The 17,323-nt window shown below is 47.4% G+C and carries 11 protein-coding genes and 5 tRNA genes; 10 read left to right on the top strand and 6 right to left on the bottom strand.

The features are described from left to right. Positions 1-209 precede the first annotated feature (209 nt). The 4 genes from BMY75_RS04355 (at position 210) to BMY75_RS04340 (ending at position 6,508) form a co-directional block, all read left to right on the top strand. The gene (locus tag BMY75_RS04355) at positions 210-1,655 is read left to right on the top strand and encodes a preprotein translocase subunit SecD (RefSeq protein WP_074830275.1); all 1,446 of its coding nucleotides are present in this window, start codon (positions 210-212) and stop codon (positions 1,653-1,655) included. After that, entirely contained in the window at positions 1,648-2,622 is a 975-nt protein-coding gene (gene secF, locus BMY75_RS04350) for a protein translocase subunit SecF (RefSeq protein WP_074830272.1), read from the top strand. The genes BMY75_RS04355 and secF overlap by 8 nt, the downstream gene beginning before the upstream one ends. 273 nt (positions 2,623-2,895) lie before the next feature. Further along, positions 2,896-5,526 carry a glycosyl hydrolase family 28-related protein gene (locus tag BMY75_RS04345; RefSeq protein ID WP_074830271.1) on the top strand — a complete coding sequence of 877 codons (2,631 nt, stop codon included), beginning with the start codon at positions 2,896-2,898 and terminating at the stop codon, positions 5,524-5,526. Between the two features lie 268 nt (positions 5,527-5,794). After that, positions 5,795-6,508, top strand: coding sequence for a M23 family metallopeptidase (locus BMY75_RS04340; RefSeq protein WP_074830270.1), 714 nt, complete (start codon positions 5,795-5,797; stop codon positions 6,506-6,508). Between the two features lie 70 nt (positions 6,509-6,578). Here BMY75_RS04340 and BMY75_RS04335 read toward each other — a convergent pair whose 3' ends face one another. Further along, a complete protein-coding gene (locus BMY75_RS04335; RefSeq protein ID WP_074830269.1) occupies positions 6,579-7,496 on the bottom strand; it encodes an AEC family transporter in 918 nt (305 codons plus the stop codon). Positions 7,497-7,820: 324 nt separating this feature from the next. Further along, positions 7,821-9,476, bottom strand: a complete 1,656-nt coding sequence (locus tag BMY75_RS04330) for a SulP family inorganic anion transporter (protein WP_074831071.1) — start codon at positions 9,474-9,476, stop codon at positions 7,821-7,823. A gap of 452 nt (positions 9,477-9,928) precedes the next feature. On the opposite strand from BMY75_RS04330, the gene BMY75_RS04325 reads away from it, so the two are divergent. From BMY75_RS04325 to BMY75_RS04300, 6 genes are all read left to right on the top strand, one after another. Beyond that, complete coding sequence (locus BMY75_RS04325; RefSeq protein WP_074830268.1) at positions 9,929-11,869, top strand: cellulase family glycosylhydrolase; 1,941 nt, start codon at positions 9,929-9,931, stop codon at positions 11,867-11,869. Between the two features lie 460 nt (positions 11,870-12,329). Then, positions 12,330-12,402 (top strand) — tRNA-Val (locus tag BMY75_RS04320). A 45-nt stretch (positions 12,403-12,447) separates the two neighbouring features. Then, a tRNA-Asp gene (locus BMY75_RS04315) sits at positions 12,448-12,521 on the top strand. Positions 12,522-12,528: 7 nt separating this feature from the next. Next, positions 12,529-12,604, top strand: a tRNA-Phe gene (locus tag BMY75_RS04310). A gap of 4 nt (positions 12,605-12,608) precedes the next feature. After that, positions 12,609-12,681, top strand: a tRNA-Gly gene (locus BMY75_RS04305). 151 nt (positions 12,682-12,832) lie between these two features. Next, positions 12,833-12,905, top strand: a tRNA-Gly gene (locus BMY75_RS04300). Between the two features lie 86 nt (positions 12,906-12,991). On the opposite strand, the gene BMY75_RS04295 is transcribed toward BMY75_RS04300, so the two are convergent. From BMY75_RS04295 to BMY75_RS04280, 4 genes are all read right to left on the bottom strand, one after another. Next, entirely contained in the window at positions 12,992-14,074 is a 1,083-nt protein-coding gene (locus BMY75_RS04295; RefSeq protein WP_242940163.1) for an aminopeptidase P family protein, read from the bottom strand. After that, a complete protein-coding gene (gene aroQ, locus BMY75_RS04290; RefSeq protein WP_074830256.1) occupies positions 14,052-14,510 on the bottom strand; it encodes a type II 3-dehydroquinate dehydratase in 459 nt (152 codons plus the stop codon). The genes BMY75_RS04295 and aroQ overlap by 23 nt, the downstream gene beginning before the upstream one ends. 23 nt (positions 14,511-14,533) lie before the next feature. After that, positions 14,534-15,151, bottom strand: coding sequence for a hypothetical protein (locus BMY75_RS04285; RefSeq protein WP_074830254.1), 618 nt, complete (start codon positions 15,149-15,151; stop codon positions 14,534-14,536). Between the two features lie 172 nt (positions 15,152-15,323). Next, complete coding sequence (locus BMY75_RS04280; protein ID WP_074830251.1) at positions 15,324-17,162, bottom strand: L,D-transpeptidase family protein; 1,839 nt, start codon at positions 17,160-17,162, stop codon at positions 15,324-15,326. Positions 17,163-17,323 lie beyond the last annotated feature (161 nt).

Genomic DNA, 17,323 nt, shown 5'->3' with positions numbered 1-17,323 from the left:
ATGTTTTCAGCGGGAAATCTCAAAAAACTATTGACTTTTCACCTAAAAAGTTATATAATATGTAAGTGAATGTGCTTATGTAATAGTTAAAGATATTAATGATTTCCTCTGAGCCGCTGAGACATGAGCTTTTTCGGCAGCCGCGGCAGATGGGTGAAGATTTATGTCATTTGCTATAAGCATAGTAAATTTTGATAGGAGGACTTTTAGTGCGGAAGATCACAAAACCTGTCTTTTTCATCGTACTGTTCCTCATTCTCGGTTTTGCTTATCTGACATACGCCGGTATACACTATTATTACGGCGATATCAGACACAGCTACATCAAGGGCGTTGACGAGATACGCTGGGGTATCGATATCCAGGGCGGCGTTAATGCTACATTTGAGCCTGAGTTAAATGATGGGGAAGATGAAACAACCACCGATGGAATGGACGCAGTAAAGGACAAGGACATAACAAAGGACGACATGGATGCAGCAAAGGCTACTATCGAGCAGAGACTCGTAGGCCTGAATATCACTGACAGTGAGGTATATGCTGATTATACCAAGCATCGTATAATGGTGTCGTTCCCTTGGCAGTCGGGCGAGGAGAATTTTGATCCTTCCGAGGCTATTTCCGAGCTTGGCGATACTGCTCAGCTGGTGTTCGCAAAGGGCACAGAGCAGCCTGCAAGCCTTGAAGATGAAAATGTTGTACTTACAGGTACTGACGTTAAACATGCTGAGGCAAATCAGTATCAGGATCAGAACACAGGTGAGATCTCCTGGGTCGTATCCCTTGAACTGAACGAGAATGGTAAACAGGCTTTTGCCGATGCCACCACCGAGCTGGCAGGCAGCGGTCAGATATCTATCTGGATGGACGATAATAATATATCCGCTCCTAACGTAAATGAGCCTATCACCGACGGAAAATGTCAGATCTCGGGTAACTTTACCTATGAGTCTGCTAAGGCACTGGCTGATAAGATCAATGCAGGTGCGCTGCCTTTCAACCTTCGTTCTACAAGCACCAACATAATCTCGGCTACACTGGGTGAGGGCGCAAAGAGAGCTATGGCTATCGCAGGCGTTATCGCTTTCATTCTGGTAGCTATCTACATGATGATAGTTTACAGACTTCCCGGATTTGTTGCAGCTATCGCTCTGCTGGGACAGGCTGCAGGTTCTCTTGCCTGCATAAGCGGCTTCTTCCCGAATCTGGACAGCTTCACACTGACTATACCCGGTATCGCAGGTATAATACTGGCTATCGGTATGGGCGTTGACGCTAACGTAATCGTATCTGAGCGTATCAAGGAAGAGCTCAACAACGGCAAGACCCTTAACGGCGCTATCGAACTTGGTTATAAGCGTGCATGGGCTGCCGTATTCGACGGCAATATCACCGTTGTATTCGTAGCAGTTATACTCATGGGTGCATTCGGTCCTACAGACAGCGTATTCGGCACACTGCTGAAGCCCCTGTTCATGGCATTCGGTGCATCTACCGCGGGTACTATCTACTCCCTCGGCTACACACTGCTGGTAGGTATCATACTGAACTTCTTCTTCGGTATTTTCTGTTCAAGACTGATGCTTTCTTCACTTTCCAAGTTCAAGGCATTCAAGAAGCGCAAGCTGTATGGAGGTGTTGAGAAGAATGACTAATGAAAAGAAAAATCTCGACGTTGTAGGACACCGCAAGGTATTCTACTGCATCTCCTGCACACTTATCACACTGTTTATCGTGCTGACTTTCGTACTGGGTCTGAACGTGGATATCATGTTCAAGGGCGGTACTATCATGACTTACAGCTATACAGGTGAGATCAATACTGATGAGGTAAAGGACGTTGTCACCGAGGTGCTGGATCAGAAATCCACAGTTACCAAGGGCGAGAATGCTGCTACCAAGCAGACTACCGTAAAGATCCAGCTGTCCTCCACAGGCGGCATCAACGAAGTTAAGCAGAACGAACTCCAGAGTGCTCTGGAAGAAAAGTTCGCTGATAACGAGCTGGCTCTCTTTGAATCCAGTGACGTTAACGCTTCTAACGGTATGGACTTCTTCCTCAAGTGTCTGGTTGCTGTAATATTTGCAGCTATCGTTACTATCATCTACATCGGTTTCCGTTTCAAGAAGATCGGCGGTATCTCCGCAGGTGTATTCTCCGTTGTAGCACTGCTGCACGACCTCTGCATGGTTTACGGCTGTTTCGTTATATGCAGATTTGATATCAACGCGAACTTCATGGCAGTTCTGCTGACTATCCTCGGCTACTCCATCAACGCGACTATCATTATCTACGACCGTATCCGTGAGAACCAGAATCTCAAGGGCAGCAAGATCGAACTGGAAGATCTCGTTAACCTCTCCGTTACCCAGACTCTCGGACGTTCGATACACACCACCGTTACTACCGTTATGGCGATGTCCGTTGTATGCATCGTGTGCACAGTATTCGGTGTCAAGTCCATAATCAGCTTTGCATTCCCTCTGATAATCGGTATGCTGGCAGGTGTGTACTCTTCCAACTGCATCGCTCCTACACTGTGGGTAATGTGGAGAAGACACGCTGAAAAGAATCCAAAGAGATCTAAAAGCAAGACTTCCAAGAAGTCAGGCAGAAGATAATTTCAAAGGCTGTTGCTCAGGCAACAGCCTTTTTTATGTCCTAAAATGGTTTTATTCTACGGGTTTGAGAGTTCTGATGTGAGTTGAAATGTAACAGAATTAAGAAATATAAATAAATAATACAAAATCAGGATTTGAACAGGAACTTTATGGATAATTGATATAAAATGCCGAAAATTAATCAATCTGATTGTTTGCTATTTACTTTTGCTTTGCGATATGTTATAATATTATTGGCCAAATTATTTCTGTTTTGTTTTGGAGTCGGTAATAATGTTAAGAAAAATCATGAACAAAGCGTTGGCACTTCTTACAGCAGCGGTTATATCGCTTGCATGGGCGGCAGCGGCAGACAATTCGGTTCGGGCATATGCGTACAACTATGATAAAATAACAGGTGCCAAAAATGTCACGGGGTACAAAAATGTCAATTACCAAAAAGTCATCACCATCAATGTAGTGGATAAATACGGTGCGGACAATACTGGCAGGAGGAACACTTCCGCCGCACTGCAAAAGGCACTGGATTACGCTAGGGACAATGCGAATGATTTCTTTCAGGTGAAAGTGGTGATACCTGCGGGCAATTACCTTGTTGACAAGACCCTATATGTGTATTCAAACACCTATATAAGTATGGATGGCGCTGTGCTGAAAAAAGCCTTTCCTTCGGGTGGCTGTATACTGAGGAATGCACAGCCGAAACAGGTTGGCGGCTACGATGATGCACATAACATAATCATCAAGGGCGGGTGTTTTGACGGCAATGTTCAGTCTGATTACAAGAATTTCTGCAATGTGCGTCTCGGGCACCTGAACAATGTACTTTTAGAGGGCGTTTCTTTCACGTGTAACCTCAACACACATCATATTGAACTTGGCGGAGCTAAAGATATAACCATAACAGGCTGTGATTTTTCGGACTACCGCGGAACCTATATAAAGGAAGCCATACAGTTCGATATAATGAACAACGCCAATGTTTTCAGTGGATTTGAGCCCTTTGACGATACCATATGTGAAAACGTGATAATACGCGGCAACAGTTTCCGCAACGTGATGCGTGGCATAGGTTCACATTCGGCGACGCTGGGAAAATACTACAAGGATTTCCTCATCGAGAACAATACTTTTACAAACATCACCGACTGCGCTATTCTTATGCAGAGCTACAAAAATATCACCGTCAGCGGAAATACCATGAATAATGTGGGCAGCGGTATAATCGTCAGGAATATGTCGCCGTCAAAAAGCAACGCGGGATACTATTCGCCTGTGGATGACAGCAATATAGGCAGTTCCCTCAACAACGACCTGAATACCGTCATAAAGAACAATCAAATAAATGCAAACGTCACAAGCGCACGGCCATCACCTGTGGGCATACAGCTTTTTGGAAAGCTTATTGAAACAGGCGACGGTAAGGATTTTGACTATCAGGTGGAGGGTGTGCGCATAACAAACAACACCCTGAAAATACCCGGCACCTGCATCGAGATGAACGACGTTACAGGTATCAAGGTGGATTCAAACAAGCTTTCGTACACGGGATCTTCGTGCAGCGATTTTGATCTTATAAATGTGCAGTATTCATCTGATACGCTGTTTTCGGGCAATACCACCGTGACACCTGCGGACGGCAGTTTTTCTGTCAGCAGCGGCAGAGTTTATTTGCAGGATATGACCCTTTCAAACAAGTCCGACGGCTGCTGCGGTGTAAGGTCGGGTAAGAACGGTTCTGTATTCGGATGGGATCTTACTGTACACTCGGCAGGTGCGGCTTCAAGCGTTATATATGCTGAAAAAGGCAGCGGAAATATGGTCATAAGCGGAGGCAGTTACAGTTCCGGGGGAGAGGATTCTCCTGCGGCGGAATCGGATTCCGTTATCGCCATAAGCGAAGCTTCTCTGAAAGGCGGAAAGTCTGAGGCTGTGCGCATTGCAAATCCCGGCATGATGTATATTTACAACTGCCAGCTTTCCACCGATGTAAAAAAGAGTGATGATGGCTTAACGGCGGCGGCTGTGCTTTACGGCAACAGTCCCTATGGTGCCGAGGACAAGCTTTCCAGACTGTATGTGGAGGGCGGAAGCATATCTTCCCGCGGCGATGTGATATTCACCACCAACTGCAAAAGCGAGATAATACTCAAAGGCACAAAGCTTTCAAGCGACCGCGGCGGATATCTTCTGAAATGTGTATCCGATCCTACACGCTGGGGCTGGGGGCGAAAATACAGCGGCGGCGCGGTATGCAGCCTGATACTCATGGGACAGGAGCTTTACGGACAAATGCTCTGCGACAGCCTGAGCACGCTGAATATACTTGTATCGAAGGGTTCGACTTACAGGGGAACGCCGGAGAGTGCATCGGCGGGAACTTTATGCGGTGACAGAGGAAATATATCCGTAAGCGTAGATGAGAGTTCTGTCTGGGTGATAGATCGTGACTGTACCGTTAGCGAACTTCACGCGGCGGGTGAAATAAAGGATATATACGATAAGGCTGTAAATATAACGGATGCTGAGGGAAATATACTGCGTGAGGGCGACAGCGCTTTCTCGGTAACTGTTACCGGAGAGTACAGTCAGACTTCCGAGAGTTACGATATCGGCAACAGTTACAGCTTTGAAGATTTCCGTATGAGCCGCGCCGAGATCGACCCTGCAATGCTGGATGATGAAGAGGATACCCCCGAAGAATATAAGCGCGGCGATGTAAACGGCAACGGTCGTGTTGACATAAGCGATGTTACAATTATCGCGAGCTATATAAAGCAGAAAAGAAATTTCCCCGACCCGGGTACCAGACGCCGTGCAGATGTGAATAATGACGGTCTTGTAAACACCAAGGATCTGCTGCTTGTCGCGGCGGCGGTAAAGGGAGTACGTCCGCTTTTATAATTTTATGATCTGACTACCCCTTGACCACACCACTTAAAATACAGTTTCGACAGGGATATATTATGCTGATGTTATCTTTCCCCGCCGGCGGCGTGGGAAAGATAACCGTATTTTAAAATAGTATATGGCACTTCTGCTGATGAACGGCAGGAGTGTCTTTTTATTTTTTATGCAATGTATATTTTTTCTTTTTCCGTCCAAAATACTGTCAAAGGGCTTCGCAAACCGACGGCGGGGCTGAAATTTGATGTTCGGGGAAAGGAAAACTATGGGTAATTTTCTTACAGATTCAAAGCTTGGCAAAAGGCTCGGCACAAAAGGTGTATGCATAACTCTGGGAACTTGTATGATAGCACTTGCAGGGGCAGGTGCTGCCGCTTACAACAAAGCAGTTGAGGAACTTAACAGCACTATCGTGACAGATGTTCCTCGTGCTGCTGAACAGGCGGACAACAAGACATCGGGTGTACAGAAGCCCTCGGACAGTTCAGCTGATAAGAATGACAGCTATTCAAAGGCGGCAGATGATACTTCGTCTATGATATCCGACGATATCAAAACTCAGCCCAATGTGATGCCCGTCAACGGAGATATCATCAATCCGTTTTCGGAGGGCGAGCTGGTAAAGGACAGCACCCTCGGCGTATGGCGTACCCATGACGGTGTGGATATCAAGGCTGATGTGGGAACACCCGTAAAAGCAATGAACAAGGGTACGGTGGTTGAGGTCAAGGAGGACCCTCTGTGGGGCAACGGCATTGTCATTGACCACGGCAGCGGGGTGACAGGTTACTATTACAGCCTTTCAAAGGCGATGAATGTAGTCGAGGGTGACCGCGTGAATGCGGGAGAGGTCATAGGCGCGGTGGGCGATACTGCCGAATGTGAAGCCGCTGAGCTTTCACATCTGCACTTTGCCCTGAAACAGAACGGCAGCTGGATTGACCCCATCGAATATATCGGTATAAAGTACAATAAGTAGTTATCCCTCTATAAAAACCCGACCGCCGAAATAAGATCGGCGGTCGGGGATTTTGTTTTAAATTGTGTTATCAGAACATCTCCCCAAGCATTGTTACAAGCGGTAGCGTCACACCGCTCAGGAGGGTGGTCACTGCGAAGAACTCCGAACAGCGCTCGGGATTTTTATCGAACTGTATAGCAAACATGGTGCCTGTTGTGGCTACGGGGCAGGCAGATGCTATCAGCACCACCATTTTTACCATGTGGGGCGCAGGCAGGAAATGCACCAGTGCAAATGCAACTATCGGCAGAATAAGCAGTTTGTAGGCGCACACCATGTAAAGTCCCTTGTTTTTAAGGGCTTTGAGCACGTTGGTCTGTGCCGCCGCAGAGCCTGCTATCAGCATGGCGAGAGGAGTGTTCATATCCTTGATATACTCAAAAGAGGTGCTCAGTATATCGGGCAGACGTATCTGGGTGAGGTAGAAGAGAAGTCCCACAAATACCGCTATCACAGAGGGCGAAGTCGCCGCCTTGATGAATGATTTGAAATCGCGGCTCTCTTTCATGGTTATGTAGCCGTGTGTCCACACGAGGATGTTGAAAAGTGTGATGTAAGCCGTGAGGTAAAGCACGCCCTCATCGCCGTAAATGCCCCTTATCAGCGGTATGCCGATGAATCCGCAGTTTGAATACACAGCCGAGAAGCGCTCCAGTGAATGTTCGGGGCGCTTTTTGCTTATTATAAGGGTTGAAAGCGCTATCATTACGCCAAAGGATATACCCGACAGCAGGAATGACCACAGCAGACCTTTCAGCAAACGGCTGCTGTACTCGCTTTGGTAGGACATGAATATCAGCAGAGGGTTGACGATATACAGTGCCACCTTTGAAAGCTGCTTGTTGCCCTCCTTGGTTATAAGCCCTTTCAGACTGCACCAAAGACCTATGAGGAGTATTATGAACATAATGACTATCTGTTTTAATATAACTGCTCCCGCTCCCATAATATGCCCCCTTTAAAATATATGGCTATCCTTTTAGCACGCCATTTCACACGTTGATATAATAATGAACATTATTGAGCAGTATTCTTCCCCCGCCGCAGGCGGGGGAAGAATACTGCCAACGATTGATTTTTTCCGTCAAAAGGTATTTTAGCATAACAATATTAAAATATCACTTCACCAGTATAAAGATATAATATGAATATTTCGACCGAATTTTCTGATAATTTCTGGAAATGGGCAAAATGCCGCTTATAGCACAAAAGCGGAGAACAGAATGTTCCCCGCCTTAGTAAATATATATGGAAATTTATTATGACCTTATCAGTCGTTGACAGGTTCGGATTCTGCCTTTACAGAGGCATTTCTGAGGCTGTTTTCAATAGCTTCGGCGCGGAGAAGTGCAGTATCTATGTGGTTGCAGAAATTCTCTTTGCCCAGCATATCCACCAGACCTGCCTTTTCCATGGCGTGCATGGGCTGTTCATTGGCGTGGGAGAATACTACGCTTACATTGTGCTTTGCACAGCGCTTTACAACATCGGAGAGTGATGCAACACCCGAAGCGTCGATAGCGGGAACATTTCTCATTCTGATAACGAGAACGTCGATATCTTTATCATCCATCATATAACCGAACTTGTCAGCTGCCGCAAAGAACATAGGTCCGTTTATCTCGAATACGCGGGTATTCGCGGGGATACGCTTCAGCAGGATGTTATCAGGGTCGGTGTCTTCGTCATCAAAATCTATCCAAGCGTGAGCTTCGGTAACGTCAGCCATACGCTTCATGAAGAGCATAGATGCTGCTACCATGCCGACGCCGATAGCTACAACAAGGTCGAATACGACAGTCAGCACTATGGTGAGTATCAGTACAGCGATATCGCTCTTTGGAGCGGTCTTTATCATGTCGCGGATATTCTTCCAGCCGCACATATTGTAAGCTACTATAAAAAGTATAGCCGCGATGGTGGGCATGGGTATCAGTGATGCGTAGGGCATCAGCAGAACAAGTATTCCCAGCAGTACCACCGAATGTACCATGCCTGCGATAGGAGTTCTGCCGCCGTTCTTTACGTTAGCGGCTGTTCTTGCGATAGCGCCTGTTGCGGGGATACCGCCGAAAAGTGCAGAGCCGATATTAGCAGCGCCCTGTGCGATGAGCTCCATATTGGAACGGTGCTTTGAACCTATCATACCGTCAGCAACAACGCAGGAAAGCAGGGATTCAACAGCAGCCAGCAGAGCGATGGTGAATGCGTTGGGTACCATAGCCTTTATTGTAGCGAAGCTTATATCGGGAACAGTTACCTTGGGCAGTGACGAGGATATTGTGTACAGGTCGCCTATGGTGTTGACCTTTATGCCGCTGAACTTTACTATTGCAGAGCAAAGCAGTACGGCTATCAGTGAAGCGGGTATCTTGTCCAGCTTTTTAGGCCACAGTATCAGCACAGCCAGAGATATCAGACCTATAACCAGCGCCTGCCAGTTCAGGGTTGTTATGCTTCTGCCGATCTCAAGCAGCTTGTCGGTGGTCTCGATGGGCGAGCTTGAAAAAGTCAGTCCCATGAAGTCCTTGACCTGACCGATGACGATTGTCACGGCGATACCGAAGGTAAAGCCCGCAGTAATAGTTCCGGGGATATACTTTATAAGACTGCCGAATCTGCAAAGACCCATTACTATCATTATGATACCTGCCATGATTGCGGATATCATCAGTCCCGACATACCATCCTTGGCGACTATGCCTGCCACGATGGTGGCAAATGCCGCGGTAGGTCCTGCTATCTGTACGCGGCTTCCGCCAAGGAAGGATACTATGAATCCTGCCACGATGGCGGTATACAGACCCTGTTCGGGACCAACACCCGATGCCAGTGCCAGTGCGATGGAAAGTGGCAGAGCGATTATCGCCACGATAACACCTGCGATAAGATCCTTAACGAACTGTGCTTTTGAGTAGTTTTTCATTACCGAAAACAGCTTTGGCTTCAGCTTTACTTCGGTAGGCTTTTTTGCTACCTGCTCCAAATCATTTCATCTCCATAAATAATTTATGCCGAAATCGGCACAGCTTTTACATTATACTACTATAAAAGGTGGATTTCAATGTATTTTTTATTACATATTTAATTTTGTAGGCTTGTTTATAAATCGGGGTAATTTATATGGATTTGTGTGTATTTTATCCTGTTTGATACGGCTGATACAACAGTTGCATGCATAATTTTCGGTTGAATATATTTATAATATTGAATGTGTATATATTTGGGCTGACCCTTGTGACCGAAAGTCTTCCATATTATGGCAGAATGTTTATCCGTACATCTTTACAATCAAAATCAAATGTGATATAATCAATATGTTAGGGCATTTTGTGCCCAAGGGATATGGTGTAATATTTTTATGTAAGGAGAATGTTAATGAACCGAGGTATCTCAAAAAAGGTCATCGCGGGTTTTGTTGCAATGGGCGTGGTCATCATCGGACTGATAATCGCGCTGGTCGTGACGAATCGCGGCAAGGACGATGATTCATGGAAGACATCTTCACCGAAGAAAAAGTCGGAATCTGTTTCTTCTGCTGCTGATGACAGCGAAGAGGAAGAATCTGAGGAAGACTCCGAGGAAGAAGAGGAGGACTCCGAAAGCGAGGCAGAGGAAGATTCCGAAGCTGAGAAAGAGGAGGATGTAAAGAAGGAAGGATATGTAGTCAGCTGGTCTTCAAGCAACAGCTGGGAGGACAGCGGTAAGCAGATGAGCGGTCTGGATATCGGTATCGCCAATTACGGTGATGACGCTGTCAGCGGCTGGACACTTGAACTTGAAGTAGCTGATCTGAAATCTGTTGACGGCTGGAACGGCACTTTCACCATCAAGGGCAATACCCTTACCATAACAAATGCCGATTACAACGGCGATATCGCAAAGGGCGGCTCTGTTACCCTGGGCTGCAACATCGGTACAGGCAGTTCGCTGAATGTGAAGTCCGCAAAGCTCAACGGTGTAACCTGCACCCTGAAAAAGGGCAAGGTCAGCCAGAACAACAATAATAGCAATAACAGCAATAATAACAACAATAACAACGGCGGCGAGAAGAAAGACGTTGATGTGAAGAAGCTGCTGAAGCGCTCGAAAGACGCAGAGCAGGGCGACGACTGGCTGCACACCGACGGCAACAAGATTCTCGATGCTGATGGCAAGCAGGTATGGCTGACAGGTGTGAACTGGTTCGGCTACAACACAGGTACAAATACATTCGACGGTCTGTGGAACAGCGAATTAGCTCCTACTGTCAAGGCTATCGCAGACCACGGCTTTAATCTGATACGTGTGCCCATGTCCGCTGAACTGCTTAACCAGTGGGCGGCAGGGGAGTATCCTCAGGCTAACTACAACAATGCCTACAACGAGGAACTCAACTCCATGAATTCTCTGCAGATATTCGACTATTTCCTTAAACTGGCAGAAGAGAACGGCATGAAGGTAATGCCCGATATCCATTCGGCTAATACCGACGCATCGGGTCACAACGCAAATCTGTGGTTCACCGACAGAGTAAGCGCAAAGGAATACTATGCTGCGCTGGAATGGCTGGCTGACCGCTACAAGGACAATGATACCATTATAGCTATCGACCTGAAGAACGAACCTCACGGCAAGCCTGCCGAGGGCAAACAGGCGGCTATATGGAACAACAGCAAGTCTGAAAATAACTGGAAGTACGTTGCTGAAACTGCTGCAAAGAAAGTACTCGCCAAGAACCCCAACGTTCTTATAATGGTAGAGGGCATTGAGATATACCCCAAGGATATCAAGAAGAATGGAGACTACAAGTCGCAGGACAACGAGGATTACTACTTCAACTGGTGGGGCGGAAATCTCCGTGGCGTAAAGGATTATCCTATCGACCTCGGAAAGTATCAGGACAAGCTGGTATACTCACCCCACGATTACGGTCCTACTGTATACGAACAGCCCTGGTTCGAGGGCAGCTACGATTTCAAGAGCCTGAAAAAGGACTGCTGGCAGGATAACTGGCTGTACATCAACGATAAAAAGACTGCACCCCTGCTGATCGGCGAGTGGGGCGGCTTCATGACCGAGCCTAACATCACCTGGATGACATATATGCGCCAGCTGATAAAGGAGAACCACCTGAACCACACTTTCTGGTGCTTCAATGCAAACTCAGGCGACACAGGCGGACTTGTCCTCGACGACTTCACCACATGGGACGATGAGAAGTACGAGTTCGTAAAGGAAGTTCTCTGGCAGGAGGGCGGCAAGTTCGTTGGTCTTGACCACAAGATACCTCTGGGCAAGAACGGTATCACACTTTCAAAAGCAAAGGGTCTGAAATAATATAGTAAAAGACATTAGAAATTATGTTTATCCCGCTGACACACCATTCTATACAACCTACTGAGGGATAATATCAATAGTTAGCGGTATGTTAAGTGGTGTGCTAAATGGATAGCCATATTAGAAATTGCACTTGGAGAACGAGTAAAATTTATGCTTTTGCGAAGTTCGCAAAGCTGAAATTTCAGTGTTGTTTACTGTGACTATGGGCGGAGAAAATTCATTCTCCGCCCTTTTTGCGTGCTTTTTAAGGGGTGGTTTGATGAAATGTGCTCTCTGATTTGTTTAATATCGGCAATAGTTTTCAAGAATTTGAAATCAAGCAGGGCTAATTTTACAAAGTGAAAAAAACTCAAAAAAAGTTTGAAAAACCTCTTGACAAATGGGGGTCAATGGTGTATAATAGATACTGTTGTGAGGGACGAAACGAAAACGAAACGAACTTCACAGGTAAGAATATGGGGGTTTAGCTCAGCTGGGAGAGCATCTGCCTTACAAGCAGAGGGTCACAGGTTCGAGCCCTGTAGTCCCCATCGGTCAGAAGTGTGCAGAAACTTCTGCACACGACTTTCTGACACGGCCCGGTAGTTCAGTTGGTTAGAACGCCGCCCTGTCACGGCGGAGGTCGTGAGTTCGAGTCTCATCCGGGTCGCTTATATGCTTCTGTAGCTCAGTCGGTAGAGCAGGGGACTGAAAATCCCCGTGTCGGTGGTTCAATTCCACTCGGAAGCACCATTTTGCGGATTTAGCTCATCTGGTAGAGCGCCACCTTGCCAAGGTGGAGGTAGCGAGTTCGAGCCTCGTAATCCGCTCTTGTTTATCCCGATACTTTTGTATCGGGATAAATTGATAAATGCGGGTTTATTTCAACGCTAGAATACCTTTCTTCCTGAGAGGAGAAACTTGTTTAACTCAAGTGACCCGCTCCACTGAATGCCGATTTTATATCGGCATTTTTCATATGCGGATTTAGCTCATCCGGTAGAGCGCCACCTTCCCAAGGTGGATGTGGCGAGTTCGAGTCTCGTAATCCGCTTGTTCCCTCGGCTTCGGCTCGGGGGATTTTTTATGCGCAAAAAAGCAGAGGGCAAAACCCTCTGCTTTTTATATTATAATAGTATATTACAGACAGATAAGCTCCTTGGGCGCAAGGGTCATATTCTCACAGCCGTTTGCTTTGACGATTGCGAAATCCTCTATCCTTACGCCGAACTCGCCTTCGAGGTAGATGCCGGGCTCGATGGTGATAACGGAATTCTCGGGGATAAGAGCGGTGGAAACAGGGGAGCCGTAGGGTTCTTCGTGTATCTCCATACCTACGCCGTGACCCAGAGAATGTCCGAATTTGTCGCCGTAGCCTGCGGCGTTTATGATATCCCTTGCGGCGGCATCGAAATTCCTGCCTGAGATATCAGCTTTAAGAGCGTCAATGCCCGCCAGCTGTGCTTTCAGCACGATGTCATATACCTCGCGCATTTTGTCGGTAGGCTCACCAACGCATACAGTTCTCGTCATATCGCTGTGATAGCCGTCTACCACTGCACCGAAGTCCATCAGCACGAACTCACCTTTCTGTACGCGCCTGTCTGAGGGTACACCGTGGGGCATTGAGGTGTTGGGACCGCTGAGAACTATGGTATCGAAGCTCAGCGCCTCAGCACCGTGGGAAAGCATGAAATAATCCAGCTTCAGCTGCATTTCTTTCTCTGTCAGACCCTCTTTGATATAGCCCAGCATGAACTCGAAGCCCTGCTCGGCTATGCGCTGTGCGGCGATCATCTTTTCGGTCTCTTCGGGTGATTTCACCATGCGTATCTGGCGTATCAGCTTGCCGAAGCGTCCGTCGGCGGGTATCTCGGCTTCAAGCTTGCTGCGGTAATGCGCCAGCTGACTTACCGTACAGGTCTGGCTGTCGATGGCTATCTCTTTGGCGCCGTGCTTTTTTATCAGTTCGTTCATCTGGGCAAATTTTTCCTCGCCCCTGCCTTCAAGTATCACCGTGCAGCCGACAGCGGTGGCACGCGCCTTTTCGATGTACCTTGAATCGATTATCAGATAGCTTTCCTCGGGGAATACCAGCACAGTTCCCGCGCTGGATTTCATCTGCGTGAAGTAGCGTCTGTTGACTTCATCTGTGATGATGCCGCAGCCGCCTACTTCGGCTATCCTCGATTGCAAGCGTTCAAGCCTTGTCAACAGCTTCACCCTCCGTCCACTTATAATTCAGAGCGTCTACCGCCATAAGATAGGAATACTTGCCGAAACCGCTTATCTGACCCACGCATACAGGGGCTATCACCGACTTCTCGCGGAACTCGTCCCTTGCATGGATGTTGCTCAGGTGTACCTCAACAACGGGTATTTTTATGGCTGCGATAGCATCGCGGATAGCGTAGCTGTAATGGGTGTAAGCTCCCGCATTAAGCACAACGCCGTCGAACTTCTTCCTTGCAAGGTGCAGTTCATCGATTATCTCGCCCTCGTGGTTCGACTGATAAACTTCACAGTGCATACCGAGACCAAGTGCATGGGCAACTATCTCGTCATTTATGGACTCGAAAGTATCGGTGCCGTAAACGCCCGGTTCCCTTTCTCCCAGAAGATTGAGGTTCGGTCCGTGTATCACAAGTATCTTTTTCATATGGTCCTCTTTTCTGCCGTCCGTTATTCAGCACTGGACGGCTTTGTTATTTCAAGCTGGATATAGCTGTCTATCTCGCCCTGACGGACAAAGAACATATCGTACAGTCCCTCGGTGGATTCGGCTGAAGCTACGCACATACCGCCCAGGTCGCCGTATTTTTCCTTGTTGGGCTTGAAACCGTAGTCATTGGCAAAGCCCTCAGTCTTGGTGATCTCTTTCAGCTTGTCCTCTGTGACGGTGGTGATGTCGCCCACGCTGTCATGACGGCAGATGTAGATATTCCAGCCATCGGTAGCATCGGTATCGATGTACATCTCGAATACCTCGTCAAGCTCGAAGTTCTTTATCGGCACGGTCTTTGTGAATCCCTCTTCAGCCATTTCGTCTATCATGGGAGTGTTTCTCCATGTTGATTTGGATTCCAGGATCAGCCCTTTTATCACTGAGGGTCTGGTCTCATCGAAATCCATCAGAATACCGGTGGTATCTTCTTCCTCGCCGATGCTGTCTTCGGTATCAGTCACGGAGATGTTTTCACCATTATTGTCCGGCTTTTTCTTATTATTTTTGCCCTTACCGTCGCAGGCAGCCAGACACAGCACCGCTGCAAGCAGGGGTATCAGTATTTTTCTGTTCATGATCGGTCTCCTTTGTCGTAATACGGGCACATTATAGTCCCATCGTCTTCCGAAAACGGAACATACCGTTATCGTGGCGAATGTGTTTACTAAAGAACCTTCTTCAAAAAAACCGACGGAGAACGCTCCGTCGGTTTTACAGCAAACTTGTCGTTCTGTCACTTACTGCTCTTTACCAGTACAGAAATACAGGTGTATCTAACGGAGCATTTTCGTATATGTACTCTGCTGCTTCGTATGGCAGGTTTACACAGCCGTGGCTGCCCCATGTGGGTGACTGGTACTTTTCGCCGCCGAATACGCCGCCCTGCCAGGAAGCATCGTGGAAGCCTATGCCTATGGTGCTGAAATAGTTCCAGAATTCAACATAGGAAGCGTAGGACTGTCCGTCGGAGCTGCCTACCAGAGTCTTGCCTCGCTCTTTCAGCCAGAGCTTGTACACGCCTGCGGGAGTATTTCTCGATTCGCTGGGGTAGCCCGATACGATATCGCTCTCCATCTTCATCTCACCGTTCTCGTAATACCACATATGCTGCATCTTGAGGTCAACATCGAAATAGGTATCGCCGTAATCGGTCTTGTCGGTGAGCCAGTCGGGGTTGCAGGTGTAGCTGTAGGTGGAGTTGGGGTTGACATAGTATATAGCGTCTGTTCTGCTGGATTCGCAGTTCTCTATACATTCGATTATGTAATCGGTCATAGCGTCCTGATTCAGCCACCAGCCGTAGCAGCCTTCGCCCTGAGGTACGGTTATGGGACCTCTGCTGGTGGAAACGAACTGTCTGTCCTTGCCGTAGGTGTCATATCTGCTTGCCAGCAGGCTGACATACTGCTCTACCTTATCGCGGTCAACTTCCAGCGAATTTACGGGAGCATCTTCATCATAGCCTACCCACTTCATTATCGTAGGACCATCTATCTTTTCGGTGCCAAGCTGGAAATCTATGACTATTTCGATATTATGCAGATTGTTCAGCTTCTGACAGCGCTCGTAAAGGTCTTCGGAATGGAGCTTCGCTTTCTTGTAGCAGTCCACAGAGCCTATGGCTATATCGAAGTTCAGGCCGTCCAGCTCACTCTCGACATAATCGAAGAGAAGCTGTATCTTATTTGTGTCGATGGTGTCGCCGTCTTCCTCGCCTACCACCACGAAGCTTCCGCCGTCGTTACGGCTTATGTAAGCGTCCTGAGGGGCTTTGGCTTTCTGGTTCTTTATCAGTTTGTGAGCCAGTATGTTTTCAAGCTTTTTCTTGTCATAATGGAAAGAATTCTTTATGGAATATTCTTCCTTTTCAAACATGGCGCTGAGCCATTTTCCGTGATCCTGACCGTTGTAGTACTTGTTTACCAGCTCTTCGGTATTGTCCTTATATCCTATATCGGCAAGTGGTATAGATATCTGCGAGCCGTCCCTTTTGGTGATGGCAAGCACATCGGGGATCCCGGCTTTCTTTTTTACCTCCGCCAGAGCCTCACGCCTGTCCATTCCGCCCACATCAACGCCGCTGATATAGGTGTTGTCAAGGAAAGAGTCCTCATACATCTTATTGCCGATTATAAGAAATCCGCCGCCTGCCATGAGACCTGTCAGCAGTATGCACGAGCATATAAGTGCTGCCTTTGTGGCGGTCATGGGCTTCTTTTTCTTCTTTTTGATAGTTACAGCGGGCTTTTTTACAGCAGCTGCCTTGGCTGTGCTTTTTGTGCTCCTGCTGCCAGAGGCATTTTTGGCATTTGCGCTGCCGCCCGACGTTCTTTTTGCACCGCTGCCTGATCTTGACCCGGTGCCGCTGTGCTGTCTTTGCGCGGTACTTTTCCTGCTGCCCGACGAACTGCCCGCATAAGCTCTCTGCGGTCTTCTATCTCTTCCCGAACGGGCATAAACAGTGTCAAAAGCGTCCTCGCCGAAATCTGTCACGCCCCTTGCAGGTTCGGGCTCATCGCCGAAATTCTCAGTCATGGACATATTTCTTGCGATCATTCTGGCAAGGTCTTCTTTTCTGTTCTCCATAAAAAAGAAACTATCCTCCTACTCAAATAGAAACTCGTACACTCTCCTCACCTATACATATATAGTACAGGTATCCATTTTTATTATACAACACTTTTCAATCTTTTTCAAGGACTTTTTGAAAGTTTTTTCACGCCCCGAAGGCATACCAATTGTACATT

This window comes from Hominimerdicola alba (assembly GCF_900109655.1).
GTDB lineage: Bacteria > Bacillota > Clostridia > Oscillospirales > Ruminococcaceae > Hominimerdicola > Hominimerdicola alba_B.
Note: the sequence above shows the minus strand (reverse complement) of the source record. Positions and strands in the feature narration are given on the sequence as shown.

Coding starts and splice junctions, on each gene's coding strand:
- secF (WP_074830272.1), top strand. CDS start 1,648: ATGACTAATGAAAAGAAAAATCTCGACGTTGTAGGACACCGCAAGGTA.
- BMY75_RS04345 (WP_074830271.1), top strand. CDS start 2,896: ATGTTAAGAAAAATCATGAACAAAGCGTTGGCACTTCTTACAGCAGCG.
- BMY75_RS04340 (WP_074830270.1), top strand. CDS start 5,795: ATGGGTAATTTTCTTACAGATTCAAAGCTTGGCAAAAGGCTCGGCACA.
- BMY75_RS04335 (WP_074830269.1), bottom strand. CDS start 7,496: ATGGGAGCGGGAGCAGTTATATTAAAACAGATAGTCATTATGTTCATA.
- BMY75_RS04330 (WP_074831071.1), bottom strand. CDS start 9,476: ATGAAAAACTACTCAAAAGCACAGTTCGTTAAGGATCTTATCGCAGGT.
- BMY75_RS04325 (WP_074830268.1), top strand. CDS start 9,929: ATGAACCGAGGTATCTCAAAAAAGGTCATCGCGGGTTTTGTTGCAATG.
- aroQ (WP_074830256.1), bottom strand. CDS start 14,510: ATGAAAAAGATACTTGTGATACACGGACCGAACCTCAATCTTCTGGGA.
- BMY75_RS04285 (WP_074830254.1), bottom strand. CDS start 15,151: ATGAACAGAAAAATACTGATACCCCTGCTTGCAGCGGTGCTGTGTCTG.
- BMY75_RS04280 (WP_074830251.1), bottom strand. CDS start 17,162: ATGGAGAACAGAAAAGAAGACCTTGCCAGAATGATCGCAAGAAATATG.